The following is a 17,459-nucleotide window of genomic DNA, read 5'->3' on the forward strand; positions in this document are numbered from 1 at the left end:
GCCGCCGATTCATTCATATGAAAAAAACGTTTTTTTAACAATGGTTCAACTTTTTATAATGTATAGTTTAAGTAAATCAATACCTTGATTTCATACTAAATTATCTTTACCGTTTGGTAAATAATAAAAATAAATCTATGATTTTGAACACATAAGGTCATCAACGAGTAATTATAACTCATCGCCAGACAGGGTATGATGTGCTCCAATTGGATTATTTGAGCCTATTTTATGTCCAGCTGGTTTCCAAAATGGAAGGCGTACAGCGGTCAGATCGATCATCGACCAGTCGCAACCAACGAATATCTCCCTCCTGTCCAAAGCGCGGTACTGGGCATCCAGCATGCATTCGCCATGTTTGGTGCGACGGTGCTAGCTCCCCTTTTGATGGGATTCGATCCAAATCTGGCCATTTTAATGTCTGGTATTTGTACCATTTTATTTTTTCTGATGACCGGCGGCCGGGTGCCGAGCTATCTCGGTTCAAGCTTTGCCTTTATTGGAGTCGTGGCGGCGGCTACGGGTCATGTGACAGGTTCAGGTGCCAATGCCAATTTATCGGTTGCACTGGGTGGTATTGTCGCCTGTGGTGTGGTCTATGCTGCAATTGGCTTTTTGGTCATGCTGACTGGTACGCGCTGGATTGAAAAACTCATGCCACCTGTGGTGACTGGTGCCGTGGTGATGATTATCGGCCTGAATTTAGCACCCGTTACCGTCAAGGCAGTTGCCGGGCATCCCTTTGATATGTGGATGGCACTGATTACCGTACTGTGTATGGGAACCATTGCTGTGTTTACTCGGGGGCTATTACAGCGTTTACTGCTCTTGATTGGACTACTGATGTCTTATCTGATCTATGCCATCGTGACCAACGGACTGGGCTTGGGTAAGGCCATTGATTTTGGTCAAATCGCTACGGCGGCATGGTTTGGTCTACCGAGTTTTAGTGCTCCCACCTTTCAAACCAATGCCATGCTGATTATTGCGCCAGTGGCACTGATTTTGGTGGCCGAAAATCTGGGACATATTAAAGCTGTCGGTGCCATGACCGGTGAAAACCTGACGCCACATTTAGGCAAGGCTTTTGTGGCAGACGGAATTGCGACCAGTCTTTCTGGCAGTGTGGGCGCACCCGGCATGACCACCTATGGCGAAAATATCGGTGTCATGGCGGTTACACGCGTGTACTCGACCATCGTCTTTGTGATTGCGGGTGTATTTGCCATGTTTTTAGGGCTGTCACCCAAATTTGGTGCCGTGATCAGTACAATTCCGACCGCCGTTCTGACCGGTGCATCGATTGTGGTATTTGGCTTAATTACCATTGCCGGTGCCAAAATCTGGATTGAAAACAAGGTCAATTTTGGCAACAACAAAAATTTGATTGTGGCCGCGGTGACCATTATTTTAGGTGCCGGTAATTTTGAACTGACCTTTGGCAGTTTTAATCTGGGCGGTATTGGTACGGCGACATTTGCCGCCATCTTGCTGAATTTATTTTTTAGCCTGAAAGACAAAAGTTAAAGCATCTAGATACGATCAGCAGCCTTAGGGCTGCTTTTTTTATGCCTTTACGCTGCGAGCATGCATCATTTTCAGTATGATAAGCTGGCTCACTCAAGGATTGAACGTTGCCATGCGCTACGATTTTGTTGACCTTCGCTTGTTTTTACATGTCGTCGATACAGGCAGCCTGACTCACGGTGCTGAGCGGGCAGCGCTCTCCTTGCAAGCTGCCAGCGAACGTATTCGTAAATTAGAACACTATTTCGGTAGTGCCCTGTTTACGCGGCATCGGACTGGTGTCGAACTGACTCCTGCGGGGCAACGCGTTTTAGATCATGCCCGTGTGCTGTTGCAGCAGGCGCAATTGTTAGAACAAGACATGAACCGCTTTCGCGCTGAACCCCAGCAGCGACTTCACTTATGAGTAACTCATCGGCACAAAGTGAATATCTGCCGACATTACTGCCAATGTTTTTGCTCAAGCACCCTACGATCAGTATTGAATTGCACGAGGCAGAAAGCTCTGAGATTATTCAGGCACTCGAACAGGGACGCGCACAATTGGGGCTGGTCTCAAGCTTCTCCCAGACTGAATATTTACAAACTCAAGATTTTGTCCATGATCCTTTGGTGTTGATATGCCCAGCTACGCATCAGTTTACTCGCCAGCATCCGCTCAATTTACCGGCGGTGTTTAGCGAGAGTATGATCGGATTAAGTACGCATCACTCCTTACAGCGCTCAATCGATATTCAGGCACGTGCGCTTGGTATTCACATCGATTACCGTTTACGCCTACCAAATTTTACTGCCATTGCCGAAGTGGTGGCCGCAGGTGCGGGTGTGGCGATTATGCCAGCGCGTGCAGCAAGCCGTTTAAAAGAGAGCCACGCCTTGGCCCTGTTGCCACTGAGCGGTGCATGGGCCAATCGGAAATTACTCATTGTGGCACGCGACTTTAGCCAGCTCTCGACGATGTATCGTGACTTTACCGATTTTTTATTGACGCATCGGCCCGCAGCTCCCAAGCTGCAATTATGTTAAAGGCGAACCCAGCATATACAGCCCCAGCAGCATCAGCCCCACAAAAAACAGTCGACGGAATTTTTCTTCGGCAATTTTGTAGCGGATTTTTTGTCCCCACCACATACCCAGCAATGCAGGCAATACCGCAAGCCATGCCAGTCGATAATCCACGACACTGGAGGCACCTGTGTAAAGGTATAAATAAATCGCCAGACAAACGGTAGAAAAGGTAAATACCAATCCAAGCGACTGCACCAGTTCATCACGCTTTAACCGAAGCGATTGCAAGTATGGTACAGCCGGAATAATAATCACCCCGGTAGAGACAATCAGCGCACCGCCGATATATCCCACAATCGGTGACAGCCAACCCGAATGGCGCGAAAGATCGGGAAGTTGTTTGACAAAGAGTCCAAATCCACCATAGGCAATTAACATACCGCCCAGCAGCATTTCACTGGTTTTTCCAGAAGATGCGCTTAAAGTAGGTAAAAAGCTCCAACACGTCCCGAGTACAATACCCAACAATAACGACCAAAAACGCTGAATCAGTGCCCAGACTCTGCCTTCGGCAAAGAGTTGCCATATGTTGGTGATCATGGAGGGAACGATTAAGAGTGCCGCGGCCTGAAACGGCGAAATCACCATGCTCATTAGGCCCATGGCGACGGTCGGCAAGCCAAGCCCCAACGTGCCCTTGACCAGCCCCGCAAAGATAAAAACCGCAATCACCAGTAACAGCATGTCCATCGTTTCATTTCCTCCCTAATATATGAATCATGCTAATTCAATACGGGTGGCATCACGATGCTTGATTTTGGAAGTGAGCCTCAAGCAAAGATTGAGGCTCTAAAACAGAGGTGAGCAGCAGATGGAGTTAGTGCAATTTAAGCTGTGGTGAAGAACCTTTTGAGAGCAAGTCTTTGATGATCATTAAACTGGTCTTGAATACCCCATGCAAAGCCACCTGATGAAAGCGGTACAACGAGATATACATCATGCGGGCAAACAGACCATCGACATTAATATTACCCAAGATATTGCCCACGGTACTCTGATCGCTCAACGACACCAAGGAGCCTTTGTCTTTAAACCCAAAGCTACCCAGTGGTTTACCTTCTAAACGCAGCGCCATGGCTTTGGCTAAAAAGATGGCTTGCTGATTGGCCACCTGTGCACGCGGCGGAACTGGGCGCTCTGCACCTGCGGGAATGTAACAGGCACAATCTCCCATGGCAAAAATGTCTTCATCGAGTGAGCTTTGCAAGCTGGCATTGACCACCAGTTGATTAATTCGGTTGGTTTCCAGACCACCAATTCCTTGCAAAAAATCGGGCGCTTTGATGCCGGCAGACCAGACTTTTAAGGTGGCAGGAATCTCGATTTCATCTTCGCAGTAGACCGTATGTGCATCAATCTCGACCACCCGACAATTTTTGATCACCTGCACACCAATCTCACGCAGTGTGGCTTCGGCATCGTGTGATACCCGTTTGGGTAATGCAGGCAAAACGCGAGGTGCCGCTTCGATCAGGCTGATTTTGACATCTTTAGGGTCGATACTGTTTAGGCCATATTTGGAAAACTGATTGGCTGCATGGTGTAATTCTGCTGCCAGCTCTACGCCAGTTGCGCCCGCCCCAATAATTGCAATATTGAGCTGCTTGTGATGATGTTGTACCAGATTTTTAGCCTGCGCCTCTAAATACAAACTTAAAAATTCGCGCTGAAAACGATCGGCTTGAGGTCGGGAATCGAGAAAAATACAGTGCTCTTTGGCACCCACAGTGCCAAAATCATTGGAGGTCGAACCAATGGCAACCACAAGGGTGTCGTAGGCAATACTGCGTTCTGGCGCAACTTCTTTACCGTCTTCATCTTGAAGCGCTGCCAATAAAATCGTTTTGTCTTTACGGTCAATATCAATCATGCGCCCCAGAAAAAACTCAAAGTGATGCTGGCTGGCATGGGCAAAATAATTTAACTCGTCTTCGTAAGAATTGAGTGTGCCGGCCGCAACTTCATGCAGCAAGGGTTTCCAGATATGCGTGAGGGCAGCATCAACCAAAATAATCTCGGCTTTATTCCTTTTTCCCAGCTGGTTACCCAAACGCGTGGCCAGCTCCAATCCTCCTGCACCGCCGCCAACAATGACGATTCGATGTTGTTTTTCGGCATACTTGTTTTGAGTCGACATAACGTCCTCCAATTTTCTTATGCATGACGACCCATCAGCAGCCATGCATAAGAAAATTGCAAGCTATTATAAACATGAATAATTTGAATAAAAAATAAACTTTTACAGCGGCTGTGTAGTTTTAGGTAATCAATCTGTTTGTGCTGGTCTCATTCAATGCGACATGCTTAAAAAGCGCATCACAATTCATTTTTTGATGCGTCAGATGATTGGGCGAATGATACAACCGCGTCGTGTTTATACTGCTGCTCCAGTACATGACTAAAAATACTTTCAATCAGCCAGACACGATACAAGCTGTTAAACACATATTGCTGTCCATCAATACGTAAGGCCAGTACCGGAAAATCGGGTTGATGATGTGCAATACAGGCCTGATCATTGTGGTTTAAGCGCTGCAATACTTCATCTTCTGGCAATAAGCTGTCAATACGCAACTGCTGACGCAAGGCTTCAAAGTGTGCCTTAAAAGACAGGTCGCGTCCTTTGGTCCAGACTGCTTCTAAAATACAGTGAATGGTCTCGATCTGCTGCTCTTCGGGCACACTATAATACAGCTGGGCCATATTGTGCGTTGCAGCCTCTGTCGGACGGCAAAACGGCGTGAATGCCACTTCAGTCCGTTTAGATAAACGAGTGGCCAGACTCCAGTCAAACCAGTCACGCCCCTGATACGGCAGTGGATACACATTGAGCTTGATATCGTAGTAATTGGCCAATTCTTCACGAATATAAGCCAGTAATAACCAGCTGATCGGATCTTCAAGCGCAATAAACAGATCTAGCTCGGGTTTGAGTGCCTGAATCTGAGCCAATTCTTCAGCATCATTGATCAGATGCTCACGCCATTCAATGTGATTGATCAGAAAAAGCGGTGCACCGGTCAAAAGTTTTTGCTGACGCAAACGACGGGCCAGTCGGAGTAAATCATCTACTGCGTGGTAGTTACGGCCACCAAATTCAAAGAAACTTGCTGCCACTGGTACATCTTTAAAAATTCGTTCTGGAAAGTTTTGCGGGCTATGCTGCTGACTGGCCATGGTATATAAGGTTCGTAGCTTGCCATATTGCTGCTGCCACAGCATATGAAATACATCTTCAAGCAAGTACAAAAAATCTTTACCAGTCAGCGGGGTATTGCGCAAAATTACTTCGGCTTGTTGCAAAGATTCAGGTGTAGGAAGTTCTGGTGTTTCATCAAAGCTAAAACGATGCTGCCGAGCCAAAATTTTGGCGTCGTTCAAACAATAATTTTGCCAGTCGGCATGCGACATACTATTTGGCGGCGCGGCGGCTTCGCGCGAAATAATGACTTTGAGCGGCTTAAGTTCGTCGCTTAAAATATCATCAAGATGATTCAGCTGTTGTACGGCAAGATAACTGTAGACATCGTCTAGACGCAGATAAATCTGCAATCCTTGATCGGTTGGTAAAACCGCCTGACGCGAAGGTTTTTGATAAAACCAACTCGACCGAATCGGATCAAACCAACGTCTTAACAGTGACATGTATAGCGCCTCGAACAATAAACCCCTGTAATCATACAAGGGTTTATAACAATTTAGGGACAATATGATCAATTATAGATCAAGATTTAGATCGGTAACTGCACCTTTGTCCGCACCCACTGCAAGTTTTGCAAATTTCGCCAAAGCCCCGCTGGTATATTTCGGTCGTGGCTTTTGCCATTGTGCACGACGTGAGTCCATCTCATCGTTAGAGATATGTAAGGTGATCTCACGTGTTTCTGCATTGATGGAAATTTTATCACCATTTTTAACCAAACCAATAGGTCCGCCGTCATAGGCTTCAGGCGTGACATGACCAATGACAAAGCCATGACTTCCACCAGAAAAACGACCATCGGTTAACAGTGCCACCGACTGCCCTAGGCCTTTGCCAATGATGGCAGAGGTAGGTTTGAGCATTTCGCGCATACCCGGGCCGCCTTTAGGGCCTTCGCCACGAATTACCACCACTTCGCCTTCTTGAACCTCGCCTTCTAAAATACCACGCATCGCGCCTTCTTCACCCTCAAACACGCGGGCCGGACCTTCAAAATACAACCCTTCTTTACCAGTAATTTTGGCGACAGCACCGGTTGGTGACAAGTTACCTTTGAGCACCACCAAGTGTGAATCTTTTTTGATAGGCTGATCAAAAGGCAAAATAATGTCCTGACCCGCTGGATAATCTTCTACTTCGGCCAAGTTTTCGGCCAGTGTTTTACCCGTTACGGTTAGGCAGCTGCCATCTAACATACCCTGTTGTAGCATGCGTTTCATCAACGGCTGGATGCCACCAATTTTGATCAGCTCAGACATCAGGTATTTGCCTGACGGACGTAAATCGGCCACCACCGGCGTTTCTTTGCCAATACGAACAAAATCGTCTAAATCCAGATGCACACCTGCGCTATGTGCCATCGCAATCAAATGCAATACTGCGTTGGTCGATCCGCCCAGTGCAATCACCACCTTAATCGAGTTTTCAAAGGCAGCTTTGGTCATGATGTCGCGCGGACGAATATTGAGGCGTAGCAGATTCATCACCGCCTCGCCAGCACGATGACAGTCCTGACGTTTATCTTCTGAAATGGCATCTTGTGCTGAAGAACCCGGTAAACTCATACCCAAAGCTTCAATGGCAGAGGCCATCGTGTTGGCAGTGTACATACCGCCACACGAGCCAGGACCAGGCAGCGCCACTTCTTCGATGTGCTTGACCTGAATGGCATTGATTTCACCTTTGGCGTACTGTCCCACCGCTTCAAACACCGAAATCATGTCGGTATGCCCCTGACCTGGTTGAATGGTGCCACCATAAATAAACAGGCCAGGACGGTTTAAGCGCGCCAGCCCCATGATACAGCCCGGCATGTTTTTGTCGCAGCCACCAATGGCAATCACCCCGTCATAGCCCTGACATCCAATCACAGCCTCAATCGAGTCGGCAATGATCTCACGCGATACCAAGGAATACTTCATGCCTTCGGTACCGTTTGAAATACCGTCGGAAATGGTAATGGTATTAAAAATAATACCTTTGCCGTTGGCTTGGTTTACCCCTTGCTCAACTTCACGTGCCAAGCCATCGATATGCATGTTGCACGGCGTGACATTGGCCCAAGTCGATGCGATGCCAATAAAGGGACGGGTAAAGTCGTCATCCTTAAATCCGACTGCACGCATCATCGAGCGTGCAGGTGCATTTTCGATCCCGTCATAAACCGGTGCCGAATGCTGGCGTATTTTGTCATTACTCATGCGTTTTTCTCCGTGGCTGAGGCAAGGTCCTGTCGCTACGCGGGTATCACCTCATTGGTGTTGTGCTGTTTTTTTCGCCCGTCACTGAATACAATAACGAAAAAACGCTATTAAATCTTGTTACACACGGCAAAGTGAAATGAATAATTTTTTGGTAATTCATAATCTATTTTTATGACTTTGATTTTATTTTATAAATTTTTGTATGGCTGATAAGTTTTGAGTGCGGATCGTATCGAGAACAATGCGCTTTTTCGCGCTTAGCGGGGTTTTGGCTTATACTGGTGCACATGTTTATTTTGGAATGTCTGTGTGAAGATTATTTTTGCTGGCACCCCTGACTTTGCTGCATCTGCATTAGACGCTTTGCTGCAAACATCGCACGAAATTGTTGCTGTCTATACCCAGCCTGACCGTAAAGCAGGTCGCGGGCAAAAATTAACGCCCTCACCGGTCAAACAACTGGCCTTAACGCATCATTTGCCGGTGTATCAGCCCTTGCACTTCAAGTCTTCGACTGACGAGGGCAAAAGCGCCCAAGCCGAACTGGCCGCTTTAAATGCCGATGTAATGGTGGTTGCTGCCTATGGTTTGATTTTACCCCAAGTGGTGTTAGATACGCCAAAATACGGTTGTCTCAATATTCACGGCTCATTGTTGCCACGCTGGCGTGGAGCAGCTCCGATTCAGCGTGCCATTGCCGCAGGTGACCCTGAGACCGGCGTGACCATCATGAAAATGGCGGCAGGACTAGATACTGGCGATATGTTGCTAAAAACACACTGCCCTATTCTAGACACCGACACCTCTGCCCACTTATATGAAAAGCTGGCCGAACAAGGCGCAGAGGCCATTTGCACGGTGCTTGAATCTGAGCAGCAATTACAAAAACTACTGGCCGAGCGCGAAGTACAAAACGAAGAGCAGACCGTTTATGCCCACAAGCTGACCAAAACCGAAGCTCGAATTGACTGGACACAAGATGCCATTCAGATCGATCGAAATATCAGGGCATTTAACCCATGGCCTGTCGCGTTTATTCCACTCGATGATCAAAATAATCTTCGGGTGTGGCAATCGGCTGTTTCAACCCTGAGTGCAGCAGATACCCAAGCAGGGCAAATTATTGCCATCGACAAACAGGGCGTGCATGTGTGCTGTGGTACAGGCGTGGTTTGTCTTAAAGCATTACAATGGCCAGGGGGCAAAGCATTAAATCCTGTACAGATTGCACAGACACAAAAACTTAATGTTGGGCAGGTACTTGCATGAAACAGTTTCCGCGTCCAAATACAGACCTCAATTTACGTGCCCAAGTGGTCAGCACCCTACTCAAAGTGCAGCAAGGTCAGTCACTCTCGGGGATTTTGCATCAGCAGCTCAATGATATTCCAGATCGTGATCGTGCCTTGTTTCACGAACTGGTCTTGGGTACGTTGCGTCAGTGGTTTGCCTTAAAAGCCATTACCCTGCCCCTATTAACCAAACCCCTTAATAACGAAACGGTCGAAAGCTGTTTGTATCTGGGGCTATACCAAGTGCTGTGTACCCGTATTCCGGCACATGCTGCTATTTCTGAAACCGTCACAGCCACCAAGCAACTGGGCTTTCATGCCTTAAGCGGGATTGTGAATGCCATCTTACGACGTGCTACTCGTGAAACAGATGCATTTCAAAACCAGCTACAACAGGCGCATGGCCTACCAAGCTGGTTGTACAAACGATTAAAAAGAGACTGGCCAGCACAACTCGATGATCTCTGCCAACAGCTTAAACACACCGCACCGCTGACCTTACGCATTAACCAGCGCCAGATCGGACGCGATGCTTACCTGCTCAAACTGCAAGCACAGTCGATACAAGCCAGAGCCTGTGCATGGTCGGATGTAGGTATTGTGATCGAGCAGTCAGTTCAAATCACCGAGCTGCCGGGCTATCAACAAGGTTGGTTTTCAGTACAAGATGAACATGCACAGCTATGCGCCAGTTTGTTGCACGATCTAGACCAGAAAATCGTGCTGGATGCTTGCGCGGCACCAGGCGGTAAAACGGCGCATCTGCTTGAGGCATTTAAACCTGAGCAGCTGATTGCGCTGGATCACGATGCCAAACGTTTACTGCGTGTCAGTGAAAATATTTCACGCTTACAGTTAGATGCCTCAAGACTTGAGATTCTTGCTGCAGATGCCACTACATGGCAGGCGCCTGACGCATTAGATTGTATTGTACTGGACGCCCCTTGTTCGGCGATTGGTGTATTACGTCGCCACCCCGACATTCGCTTACTCAGACAATCGACCGATATTGCACAAACCGTGTCGTTGCAGCAGCAAATTTTGAAAAATCTATGGCCTCAATTGAAGGTCGGCGGAACGTTACTCTATATCACCTGCTCCATCCTCAAACCTGAAAATGAGCAACAAATGCAGGCGTTCTTTGCAGAACATGGCAACGCATCGGAGCTTAAAATCGAGGCCGACTGGGGGATTGAGCAAGCTTACGGACGCCAACTGCTACCGACCTCTGGACAAGGTGACGGATTTTATTACTGCCGCATCAAAAAAATCGCATAACGCGATTTTTTAGCTGGCGGTGTGGTGTGTCTCAGATCCATTTAAACAACACCAGACTCACTGCCAGCACTGCCATGCCTGTAACCAGTCCATATACTGTTTCGTGACCTCGACCATAGCGCTGGGCAGTGGGTAAAAGCTCATCCAGTGCAAGATACACCATCACGCCTGCAATCAGTCCAAAAACGATACCAAACACCAGATCACCCATGTAGGGCGCTAACAGGAAATAGCCGAGTGCGGCACCAACTGGCTCGGCAAGACCAGAGAGTAGACTGGCCAAGATCGCATAAGACTTTTTGTTGGTGGCCATGTATACCGGTACGGCAATCGCAATCCCTTCAGGAATATTATGAATTGCGATGGCGACTGCCAGAGGTGCACCAAGCATTGGACTGTCTAAGGTTGCAAAAAAAGTGGCCAGTCCCTCTGGAAAATTATGTGCCGTGATGGCCAGCATGGTCAATAATCCGGTCCGCTGCAATTGACGCCGATCAAGCTGCTGTGCTGTATTTTTTTCGACCAAATCATGTGGGTTAGGAACCCATCGATCCAGTAGCAATACCCCAACCACACCCGCCAAAAATGCAGCCGTTCCCCAAGCAAAGCCGATCTTGTCATCAAAGACTTGGCTAAACGCATGGATTGATTTATTCAGGATTTCTGTGAGTGAGATATAAATCATCGCACCAGCAGAAAAGGCCAGACCAAAAGAAAGCAGACGAAAGCTGGGCTGCTTGAAGAACAGCACAATTGCTCCCCCGATGAGGGTGGCGAGCCCTGCAAGTAAGGTCACACTAAATGCAATCAAAACCTCGGAGCTCAATAGTGCCGTCATATGCTATTGATCCTAAAACAAGAAAGCCATCATCTTAATTGATAATGACTTTCATTTACAATTTGTTTTATGGCGCTTTTATTTAGAGTGTGTGCTGATCTTTGACATCCTCAAGCACATCATCGAGCTCTTCTGGATGCTTCATCAAATGAAGAATCGACAAAATCAGCCCGCCCCAAACAAAGACCATGGAGATAATCATCATAATGATTGCAAACTTATTCATACTGGTTCTCTCCTAGCGATCTTTCATTTTACTAAGTACCACAGCAATCACAGCACAGAACAACACACTGCCCCAACCAAAGATGCCCAGCAAACTTGCGCTATAAGTATCATAGCCATTTTTGATTAAATTATATACGGTCATGCTGAGCGTGGTTAACAAAATCAGCGACGTAATTACAGTTAAGGTGAAATCCCAGCCTTTACCTAATTGAATGGTCGAGATGCGATTAACGTGATCACGAAGCGCTTTGAGAGCAGTACGCTTAAACCATGCAACACTAATAATCGACAATAATGCACCGCCGATAATGCCAATATTGTTAATGAAATGATCGATAATATCGACCAGCTTGATGGCATTAACGCTTGAAAATAGAAAGATCGACACGACCGCACTGCCACCACCAATAATGGTCACGGCTTTTTTACGTCCCCATTTTAGCTTGTCTTGCATTGCTGCAATGGGAACTTCCAAAATACTGACCATCGAGGAAATACCGGCGACAAACAAAGACGAGAAGAACAGCAAACCAAAAAGATCGGCGCCAGCACCCAAGCTCGAAATAATTTTAGGAAACGCAATAAAGGCTAGTCCAATACCGCCACTGACCACATCTTTGACTTCACTGCCTGCCGCATGCGCCATAAAGCCCAGTGCCGCAAAAATCCCGATTCCAGCCAAAATTTCAGTTGATGCATTGGCAAAACCTACAATCAGGCCCGATCCAGTGAGGTTGGTTTTGGGTTTTAAATACGATGCATACGTCACCATAATACCAAAGCCCACCGAAAGTGAGAAAAAGGTATGACCATAAGCTGCGAGCCAGACCTTATAGTCCATCATGGCAGCCCAGTTCGGGGTAAAAAATGCATTCAAGCCTTCGACAGCACCCGGCAATCGTAAGGACTGAATCACCAAAATGGTAAACAAAACAAACAGCAATGGCATAAAGATCTTATTGGAGAGTTCTACGCCCTTTTTCACGCCACCATACAAAATAATCAAGGTCAGTGCCCAGATACCCAGAATTGGCCAGAACAAATGACTCACAAAAGTCAGATCAAGCCCCGATGCTTTGCTGGTTTGCAAATAGGTATTGAAGAAAAAAACTTCTGGATTACTGCCCCACATTTGACCGACGGAGAAGTAAATATAACTACCTGCCCACGTGAGTACACTGGCGTAGTACAGCCCAATCACGATACAGACACAGACCTGCCACCATCCCAGCGTTTCGCCGCCTTTAAATAATTTACGATAAGCTTTGGGTGGTGAACTGTTACTGCGATGCCCCACCGCATAATCGAGAAATAACAGCGGTAAACCTGCGGTAATCAGTGCCAGTAAATATGGAATTAAAAATGCACCACCGCCATTTTCGTAGGCCACATAAGGAAAACGCCAGATGTTGCCCAAACCCACGGCAGACCCCACCGCAGCAATAATAAAACCTGATCGCGAGGACCAGTTTTCACGAGTATCAGTCATAATATAAATTCCCTGGTTTTTCTTGCTTAAATTTTTATTGATTACTGCAAGAAAAATACCACCTGTAAAATCTTGAACGTATTGATGGCAGCCTCACTGGGTAAGCGTCACGACATGCCCCAAACAGACAAAAAACTGTTCCTTCTTCCTTAAAGATGGTTCATGTGGTTTTTGTCTTTCTTATGCTTGAACAATACCTGTTTTTATCAAGATTTTCTCTTTTTTGATGCATTGATTCATGAACTGGATAATCATTTCGATCAGATTTGCCTATTTTTAAAGCAAAAATATATTTTTAGTCGATCTGTTGATCAGGCTGGCTTAACAGATATCACCATCTCAAAGAAAAAACTGTTCCACGTGGAACAGTTTTTGTACAGTGCTGGATACTCAAGCTTAGCCGTTTTTGATGACTAATAGGCGCTCTTCTTGCATATCCCGAACAGCGGAATGAATTCCTTCACGCCCTAAACCAGAATCTTTGACGCCTCCATAAGGCATGTTATCTACCCTGAAAGTGGGAATATCATTAATGATCACCCCACCCACCTGTAAATGCTCCCATGCATACAGCATTTTGTTTAGATTTTGAGTGTATACACCTGCTTGTAAGCCAAAACGACTGCGATTTATTTTGGCAATTCCCTGCTCAAAATTTTTGTATTTTTCTAAAATGGCAACAGGCCCGAAGGCTTCATCTTTATAAATCTCGAGGTTTTCATCCACCTGTTCTAACAACGTCGCCTCAAATAAAACACCATTAAGTTCGCCACCTGCCAAAATTTTGGCGCCTTTTTTCTCTGCTTTGTCTATCCATTTTTTTAATCGAACCGCTTCTTTTTCCTTGATCATTGGCCCAACTACTGTCGACTCCTGTGCCGGATCACTCGCTTTGAGTTTTTTAACTTTGGCCAGCAGTTTCTTTTTCAGCTCGGCATAAAGATCACTATGAACCAAAATACGCTGTACGCTAATACACACCTGCCCTGACTGACCGTATGCTCCCGCAATTAAACGATCAATCAAAGCGTCTGTTAGCGCTGTATCAGGCTCAATCATGACCGCAGCATTGCCACCAAGCTCAAGCGTAACCTTTTTACGGCCAGCTCGGGCTTTCATATCCCATCCCACCTGATCTGAACCAGTAAAACTTAGCATTTTAAAACGGTCATCAGTCACCAAAATATCTGCCGCACTGCGCTCACAAGGCAGTATCGACCACGCTCCTTGAGGCAGATCAGTTTCAGCCAAGATTTCAGCAATCTTGAGGGCACTAATAGGCGTCAAACTGGCTGGTTTGAGTACAAAAGGACAACCTGCCACAATGGCGGGTGCAATCTTGTGTGCGGTCAGGTTCAGTGGAAAGTTAAACGGACTAATCAGCGACAAAGCTCCAATAGGCACATGCTTCACCATGCCTTCATAAGCTGCCGCAACAGGCGTCACAGCCAGTGGCATCACCCGGCCAGCATCCATTTGCGTGGTCGCATCGGCCGCCAGTTGAAAGGTATTGATTAACCGCTCAACCTCAGCAGCGGCTGCAGCGCGTGGTTTGCCTCCCTCTGCTATTAAAATATCAGTCAGCAGCGCTTTTTCTTGCGTAAAACGTCGCACACAATCCAGTAAAATCTGCTGCTTTTGATACGGCTTAAGCGCTGCCATATCAGCTTCGGCTTGTACCGCTGCAACAGTCGCTTTTTCTAGAGTCTTGGCATCAGCGACTGCAACACGCGCATATACCTCACCGGTATATTTATGATGAACATCCAGCCATTGCCCAGTTTTACTGGCTTTTCCAGCCACATAAAGTGGATATTCGATTGGTTTTTTGGAGCTTGTTGTCATTCTGGTTCCTTATTGTCATCTATCGAATTTATAGATTCTTTCTGGCTTATGTGCTTATCATTATCGCTTTGAGTATGGAAATACACTGTGTTTCGGTAACAAAAAAAGACCTTTGGCAAAGCCACTCATCTGGCTTTTACGATCATTATGTTATTCAATCGAGTATTAAATGGCCCAGCATATTCTTTGCTCAGATGATTTCATCGGCAACAATTTCACGTATAATTGAAACTGTAATGTGCATTGGTTGATCAGCTTGATCAAGTCTTCTACTGTTGTCTTTATCAGGCCCAGCAGCTCTCCACCGTCATAAAAGATCATTCCTATGAAAGTTTTCTACTGTCACAATTGCCATCATCAGGTATTTTTTAACAATACCTTTTGTCAAAACTGCAATGCGTTGCTGGGCTATCAAGTGAACCGCAAGACGATTGGAACTTTTGATCGAATTGAAGAACTAAAGTGGAAAAGCCTGAATCCAGACGATGCAGGAGAGTTATATAAACCCTGCTACAACTACCACCATCATCATGCCTGTAACTGGATGGTTTCAGCAGATGACCCGAATATTTACTGTGAATCGTGTCGGCTTACGCATACGATTCCCGACTTATCCATTAACAACAGCACGATGTATTGGCATCGACTTGAACAAGCCAAACGCCGTTTTTTATATCTGACTCAACAACTCAATATCTTTCCACGTCCCAAAAAAAACGATCAGGATCGTTATGGTCTAAGATTTAATTTTTTAGTACCTTTGCCAAACCAACCCGTGATGACTGGTCATCATATGGGCACCATCACCCTCAATGCCAGTGAGGCCGATGTGGTTCATCGTGAAAAAACTCGACTCGATATGGGCGAAAACTATCGAACCGTTTTGGGACATTTCCGTCATGAAAGTGGGCATTATTACTTTGATGTCATGACTTATTTATATCCAGATTGGCTTGAAGAGTTTCGCTATTTCTTTGGCGATGAACGACTAGACTATGGTCAGGCACTACAAGAATATTATGAAAACGGGCCAATCATGAACTGGCAAGAGTTTTATATCAGTCGCTATGCCTGTGCACATCCATGGGAAGACTGGGCTGAAACATGGGCGCATTATTTACATATGATGGATACCCTAGACACGGCTTATCATTCAGGTCTGTGTATCGAAGCCAATCGTAAAAACGATCCGGATATGCACTTCAAAGAATCACCGATTGGATCTGTCGACTTTGAGCACACCATCAACAACTGGTTTGCCTTAAGTTACTCACTCAATGCACTAAACCGAAGTATGGGATTGGGCGATGCTTATCCGTTTACTCTATCTAACGGGGTACTCGATAAGTTACGATTTATTCATCGAACGCTGATGAAAGTTGCGCTCAAACCCGAAACTCGTAATCCTTCAGAGTTAATATAAAGATAAACATCATCCTCCATGACTGCGATTCAATCGAAAAGGTATTGAATCCTTACAAATTTGATCTAACGACACAGTTCACGTATAAAACTGCAACACGGTTGGGTAAAGGTATTGGTTAGTCTTGAAGCACTCATGACAACAACGAGACTAACAATGACCAAACATGTGCTTTTTATTACCTCAAATGCAGGTATCGAACATGACGAGCTGATCAAACCACTCGAATTTTTAAAATCAAAAGGTTTTGCTACACAGCATGCTGCTGAGCATCACAAAGCGGTTCAAACTGTTGTTGGAGATCAAGAATTAGGTGAAAAATATTCGCCAGATTTGGCTTTAGTTGATGTTGATCCCTCAGCCTACGACTTACTCGTCATTGCAGGTGGTACCGTCAATGCCGATTTATTGCGTTTAAATTCAGACGCGCTCAATATTATTCAACACTTTACCGACCAAGGAAAGCCCATCGCCGCGATTTGCCATGCGCCGTGGGTATTTATCAATGCAGAACGCATTAAAGATAAAAACCTGACGTCGTATAAAAGTATCCGACTAGATCTTGAAAATGCAGGAGCAAACTGGGTAGATGAAGCCGTTCATCGCTGCAATACAGGCGGATGGGTACTGATTACATCACGTAATCCAGATGATATTCCTGAATTTAACGCGGCAATTTTAAAAGAATTAAGTTAAGTGGTAGAAAGTTAATTGGTTTTCCACTTATTTTTAAGCATAAAAAAGCCCCCTTAACGTATGTTAAGGGGGCTTTCGTATTTAAAAGCTGGCGATGACTTACTCTCACATGGCTAACGCCACACTACCATCAGCGCGAAGAGGTTTCACTTCTGAGTTCGGGAAGGGATCAGGTGGTTCACTCTTGCTATTGTCGCCAGCAAACTGTTTATGGACGTTTTCGGGTCTTATTCAGACTGTGGATTGTATCTCACAGTATGTGCCGTACTTTGTACCAAATGAGTTTAACGGATTGGAATATTGAGTCGGTATTTTATGTTCTAGCTTTCACTAAATCAAGTATTCGTATCGAATTTATCTTGCTACAAC

Annotated in this window: 13 protein-coding genes, 1 rRNA gene and 1 pseudogene; 6 read left to right on the forward strand and 9 right to left on the reverse strand. The window is 45.9% G+C overall.

The window, feature by feature from the left end; genetic code table 11:
• Positions 1-231: 231 nt before the first annotated feature.
• Together L2096_RS04545 and L2096_RS04550 are read left to right on the forward strand one after the other, a co-directional pair.
• Complete coding sequence (locus tag L2096_RS04545) at positions 232-1,527, forward strand: solute carrier family 23 protein (protein WP_004933573.1); 1,296 nt, start codon at positions 232-234, stop codon at positions 1,525-1,527.
• 112 nt (positions 1,528-1,639) lie between these two features.
• Positions 1,640-2,553 (forward strand): annotated as a pseudogene (locus L2096_RS04550) (LysR family transcriptional regulator).
• Here the strand turns inward: L2096_RS04550 and L2096_RS04555 are convergent.
• From L2096_RS04555 to ilvD, 4 genes are all read right to left on the reverse strand, one after another.
• Entirely contained in the window at positions 2,545-3,285 is a 741-nt protein-coding gene (locus tag L2096_RS04555) for a sulfite exporter TauE/SafE family protein (RefSeq protein ID WP_250364945.1), read from the reverse strand. The pseudogene L2096_RS04550 and the gene L2096_RS04555 sit on opposite strands and share 9 nt — an antisense overlap.
• Before the next feature lie 127 nt (positions 3,286-3,412).
• Positions 3,413-4,732: an NAD(P)/FAD-dependent oxidoreductase gene (locus L2096_RS04560; RefSeq protein ID WP_250364946.1), complete on the reverse strand. Its 1,320-nt coding sequence runs from the start codon at positions 4,730-4,732 to the stop codon at positions 3,413-3,415.
• Positions 4,733-4,911: 179 nt separating this feature from the next.
• Positions 4,912-6,240 carry a hypothetical protein gene (locus L2096_RS04565; protein WP_004944586.1) on the reverse strand — a complete coding sequence of 443 codons (1,329 nt, stop codon included), beginning with the start codon at positions 6,238-6,240 and terminating at the stop codon, positions 4,912-4,914.
• Positions 6,241-6,312: 72 nt separating this feature from the next.
• Positions 6,313-7,998 (reverse strand): dihydroxy-acid dehydratase, encoded by a 1,686-nt coding sequence (gene ilvD, locus L2096_RS04570; RefSeq protein ID WP_111812401.1) that lies wholly within the window; start codon positions 7,996-7,998, stop codon positions 6,313-6,315.
• A 312-nt stretch (positions 7,999-8,310) separates the two neighbouring features.
• On the opposite strand from ilvD, the gene fmt reads away from it, so the two are divergent.
• Both fmt and rsmB read left to right on the forward strand, forming a co-directional pair.
• Entirely contained in the window at positions 8,311-9,270 is a 960-nt protein-coding gene (gene fmt, locus L2096_RS04575) for a methionyl-tRNA formyltransferase (protein ID WP_111812402.1), read from the forward strand.
• Positions 9,267-10,571, forward strand: coding sequence for a 16S rRNA (cytosine(967)-C(5))-methyltransferase RsmB (gene rsmB / locus L2096_RS04580; protein ID WP_250364947.1), 1,305 nt, complete (start codon positions 9,267-9,269; stop codon positions 10,569-10,571). Before fmt ends, rsmB begins: the two co-directional genes overlap by 4 nt.
• Before the next feature lie 31 nt (positions 10,572-10,602).
• Here the strand turns inward: rsmB and zupT are convergent, their stop codons facing one another.
• From zupT to L2096_RS04600, 4 genes are all read right to left on the reverse strand, one after another.
• Complete coding sequence (gene zupT, locus L2096_RS04585; protein ID WP_004944576.1) at positions 10,603-11,409, reverse strand: zinc transporter ZupT; 807 nt, start codon at positions 11,407-11,409, stop codon at positions 10,603-10,605.
• An 82-nt stretch (positions 11,410-11,491) separates the two neighbouring features.
• Positions 11,492-11,635 carry a methionine/alanine import family NSS transporter small subunit gene (locus L2096_RS04590; protein ID WP_004933550.1) on the reverse strand — a complete coding sequence of 48 codons (144 nt, stop codon included), beginning with the start codon at positions 11,633-11,635 and terminating at the stop codon, positions 11,492-11,494.
• Between the two features lie 12 nt (positions 11,636-11,647).
• Complete coding sequence (locus L2096_RS04595) at positions 11,648-13,126, reverse strand: sodium-dependent transporter (protein ID WP_250364948.1); 1,479 nt, start codon at positions 13,124-13,126, stop codon at positions 11,648-11,650.
• 396 nt (positions 13,127-13,522) lie between these two features.
• A complete protein-coding gene (locus tag L2096_RS04600; protein ID WP_250364949.1) occupies positions 13,523-14,971 on the reverse strand; it encodes an aldehyde dehydrogenase family protein in 1,449 nt (482 codons plus the stop codon).
• 325 nt (positions 14,972-15,296) lie between these two features.
• Here L2096_RS04600 and L2096_RS04605 point away from each other — a divergent pair, with 325 nt between their 5' ends.
• Entirely contained in the window at positions 15,297-16,394 is a 1,098-nt protein-coding gene (locus L2096_RS04605) for a zinc-binding metallopeptidase family protein (RefSeq protein WP_004944564.1), read from the forward strand.
• 156 nt (positions 16,395-16,550) lie between these two features.
• Entirely contained in the window at positions 16,551-17,090 is a 540-nt protein-coding gene (locus L2096_RS04610; RefSeq protein ID WP_250364950.1) for a type 1 glutamine amidotransferase domain-containing protein, read from the forward strand.
• A gap of 86 nt (positions 17,091-17,176) precedes the next feature.
• Here the strand turns inward: L2096_RS04610 and rrf are convergent.
• A 5S ribosomal RNA gene (gene rrf, locus L2096_RS04615) occupies positions 17,177-17,291 on the reverse strand.
• Positions 17,292-17,459: the final 168 nt, after the last annotated feature.

Origin of the sequence: Acinetobacter sp. ACZLY 512 (genome assembly GCF_023614015.1) — a bacterium.
In the GTDB taxonomy this organism is placed as follows: Bacteria; Pseudomonadota; Gammaproteobacteria; order Pseudomonadales; family Moraxellaceae; genus Acinetobacter; species Acinetobacter soli.

Bases quoted from the DNA above. Each gene is read 5' to 3' on its own strand.
- ilvD (WP_111812401.1), bottom strand. From the start codon at position 7,998: ATGAGTAATGACAAAATACGCCAGCATTCGGCACCGGTTTATGACGGG.
- L2096_RS04560 (WP_250364946.1), bottom strand. From the start codon at position 4,732: ATGTCGACTCAAAACAAGTATGCCGAAAAACAACATCGAATCGTCATT.
- L2096_RS04565 (WP_004944586.1), bottom strand. From the start codon at position 6,240: ATGTCACTGTTAAGACGTTGGTTTGATCCGATTCGGTCGAGTTGGTTT.
- L2096_RS04555 (WP_250364945.1), bottom strand. From the start codon at position 3,285: ATGGACATGCTGTTACTGGTGATTGCGGTTTTTATCTTTGCGGGGCTG.
- L2096_RS04605 (WP_004944564.1), top strand. From the start codon at position 15,297: ATGAAAGTTTTCTACTGTCACAATTGCCATCATCAGGTATTTTTTAAC.
- L2096_RS04610 (WP_250364950.1), top strand. From the start codon at position 16,551: ATGACCAAACATGTGCTTTTTATTACCTCAAATGCAGGTATCGAACAT.
- L2096_RS04545 (WP_004933573.1), top strand. From the start codon at position 232: ATGTCCAGCTGGTTTCCAAAATGGAAGGCGTACAGCGGTCAGATCGAT.
- zupT (WP_004944576.1), bottom strand. From the start codon at position 11,409: ATGACGGCACTATTGAGCTCCGAGGTTTTGATTGCATTTAGTGTGACC.
- rsmB (WP_250364947.1), top strand. From the start codon at position 9,267: ATGAAACAGTTTCCGCGTCCAAATACAGACCTCAATTTACGTGCCCAA.
- L2096_RS04590 (WP_004933550.1), bottom strand. From the start codon at position 11,635: ATGAATAAGTTTGCAATCATTATGATGATTATCTCCATGGTCTTTGTT.
- L2096_RS04595 (WP_250364948.1), bottom strand. From the start codon at position 13,126: ATGACTGATACTCGTGAAAACTGGTCCTCGCGATCAGGTTTTATTATT.
- L2096_RS04600 (WP_250364949.1), bottom strand. From the start codon at position 14,971: ATGACAACAAGCTCCAAAAAACCAATCGAATATCCACTTTATGTGGCT.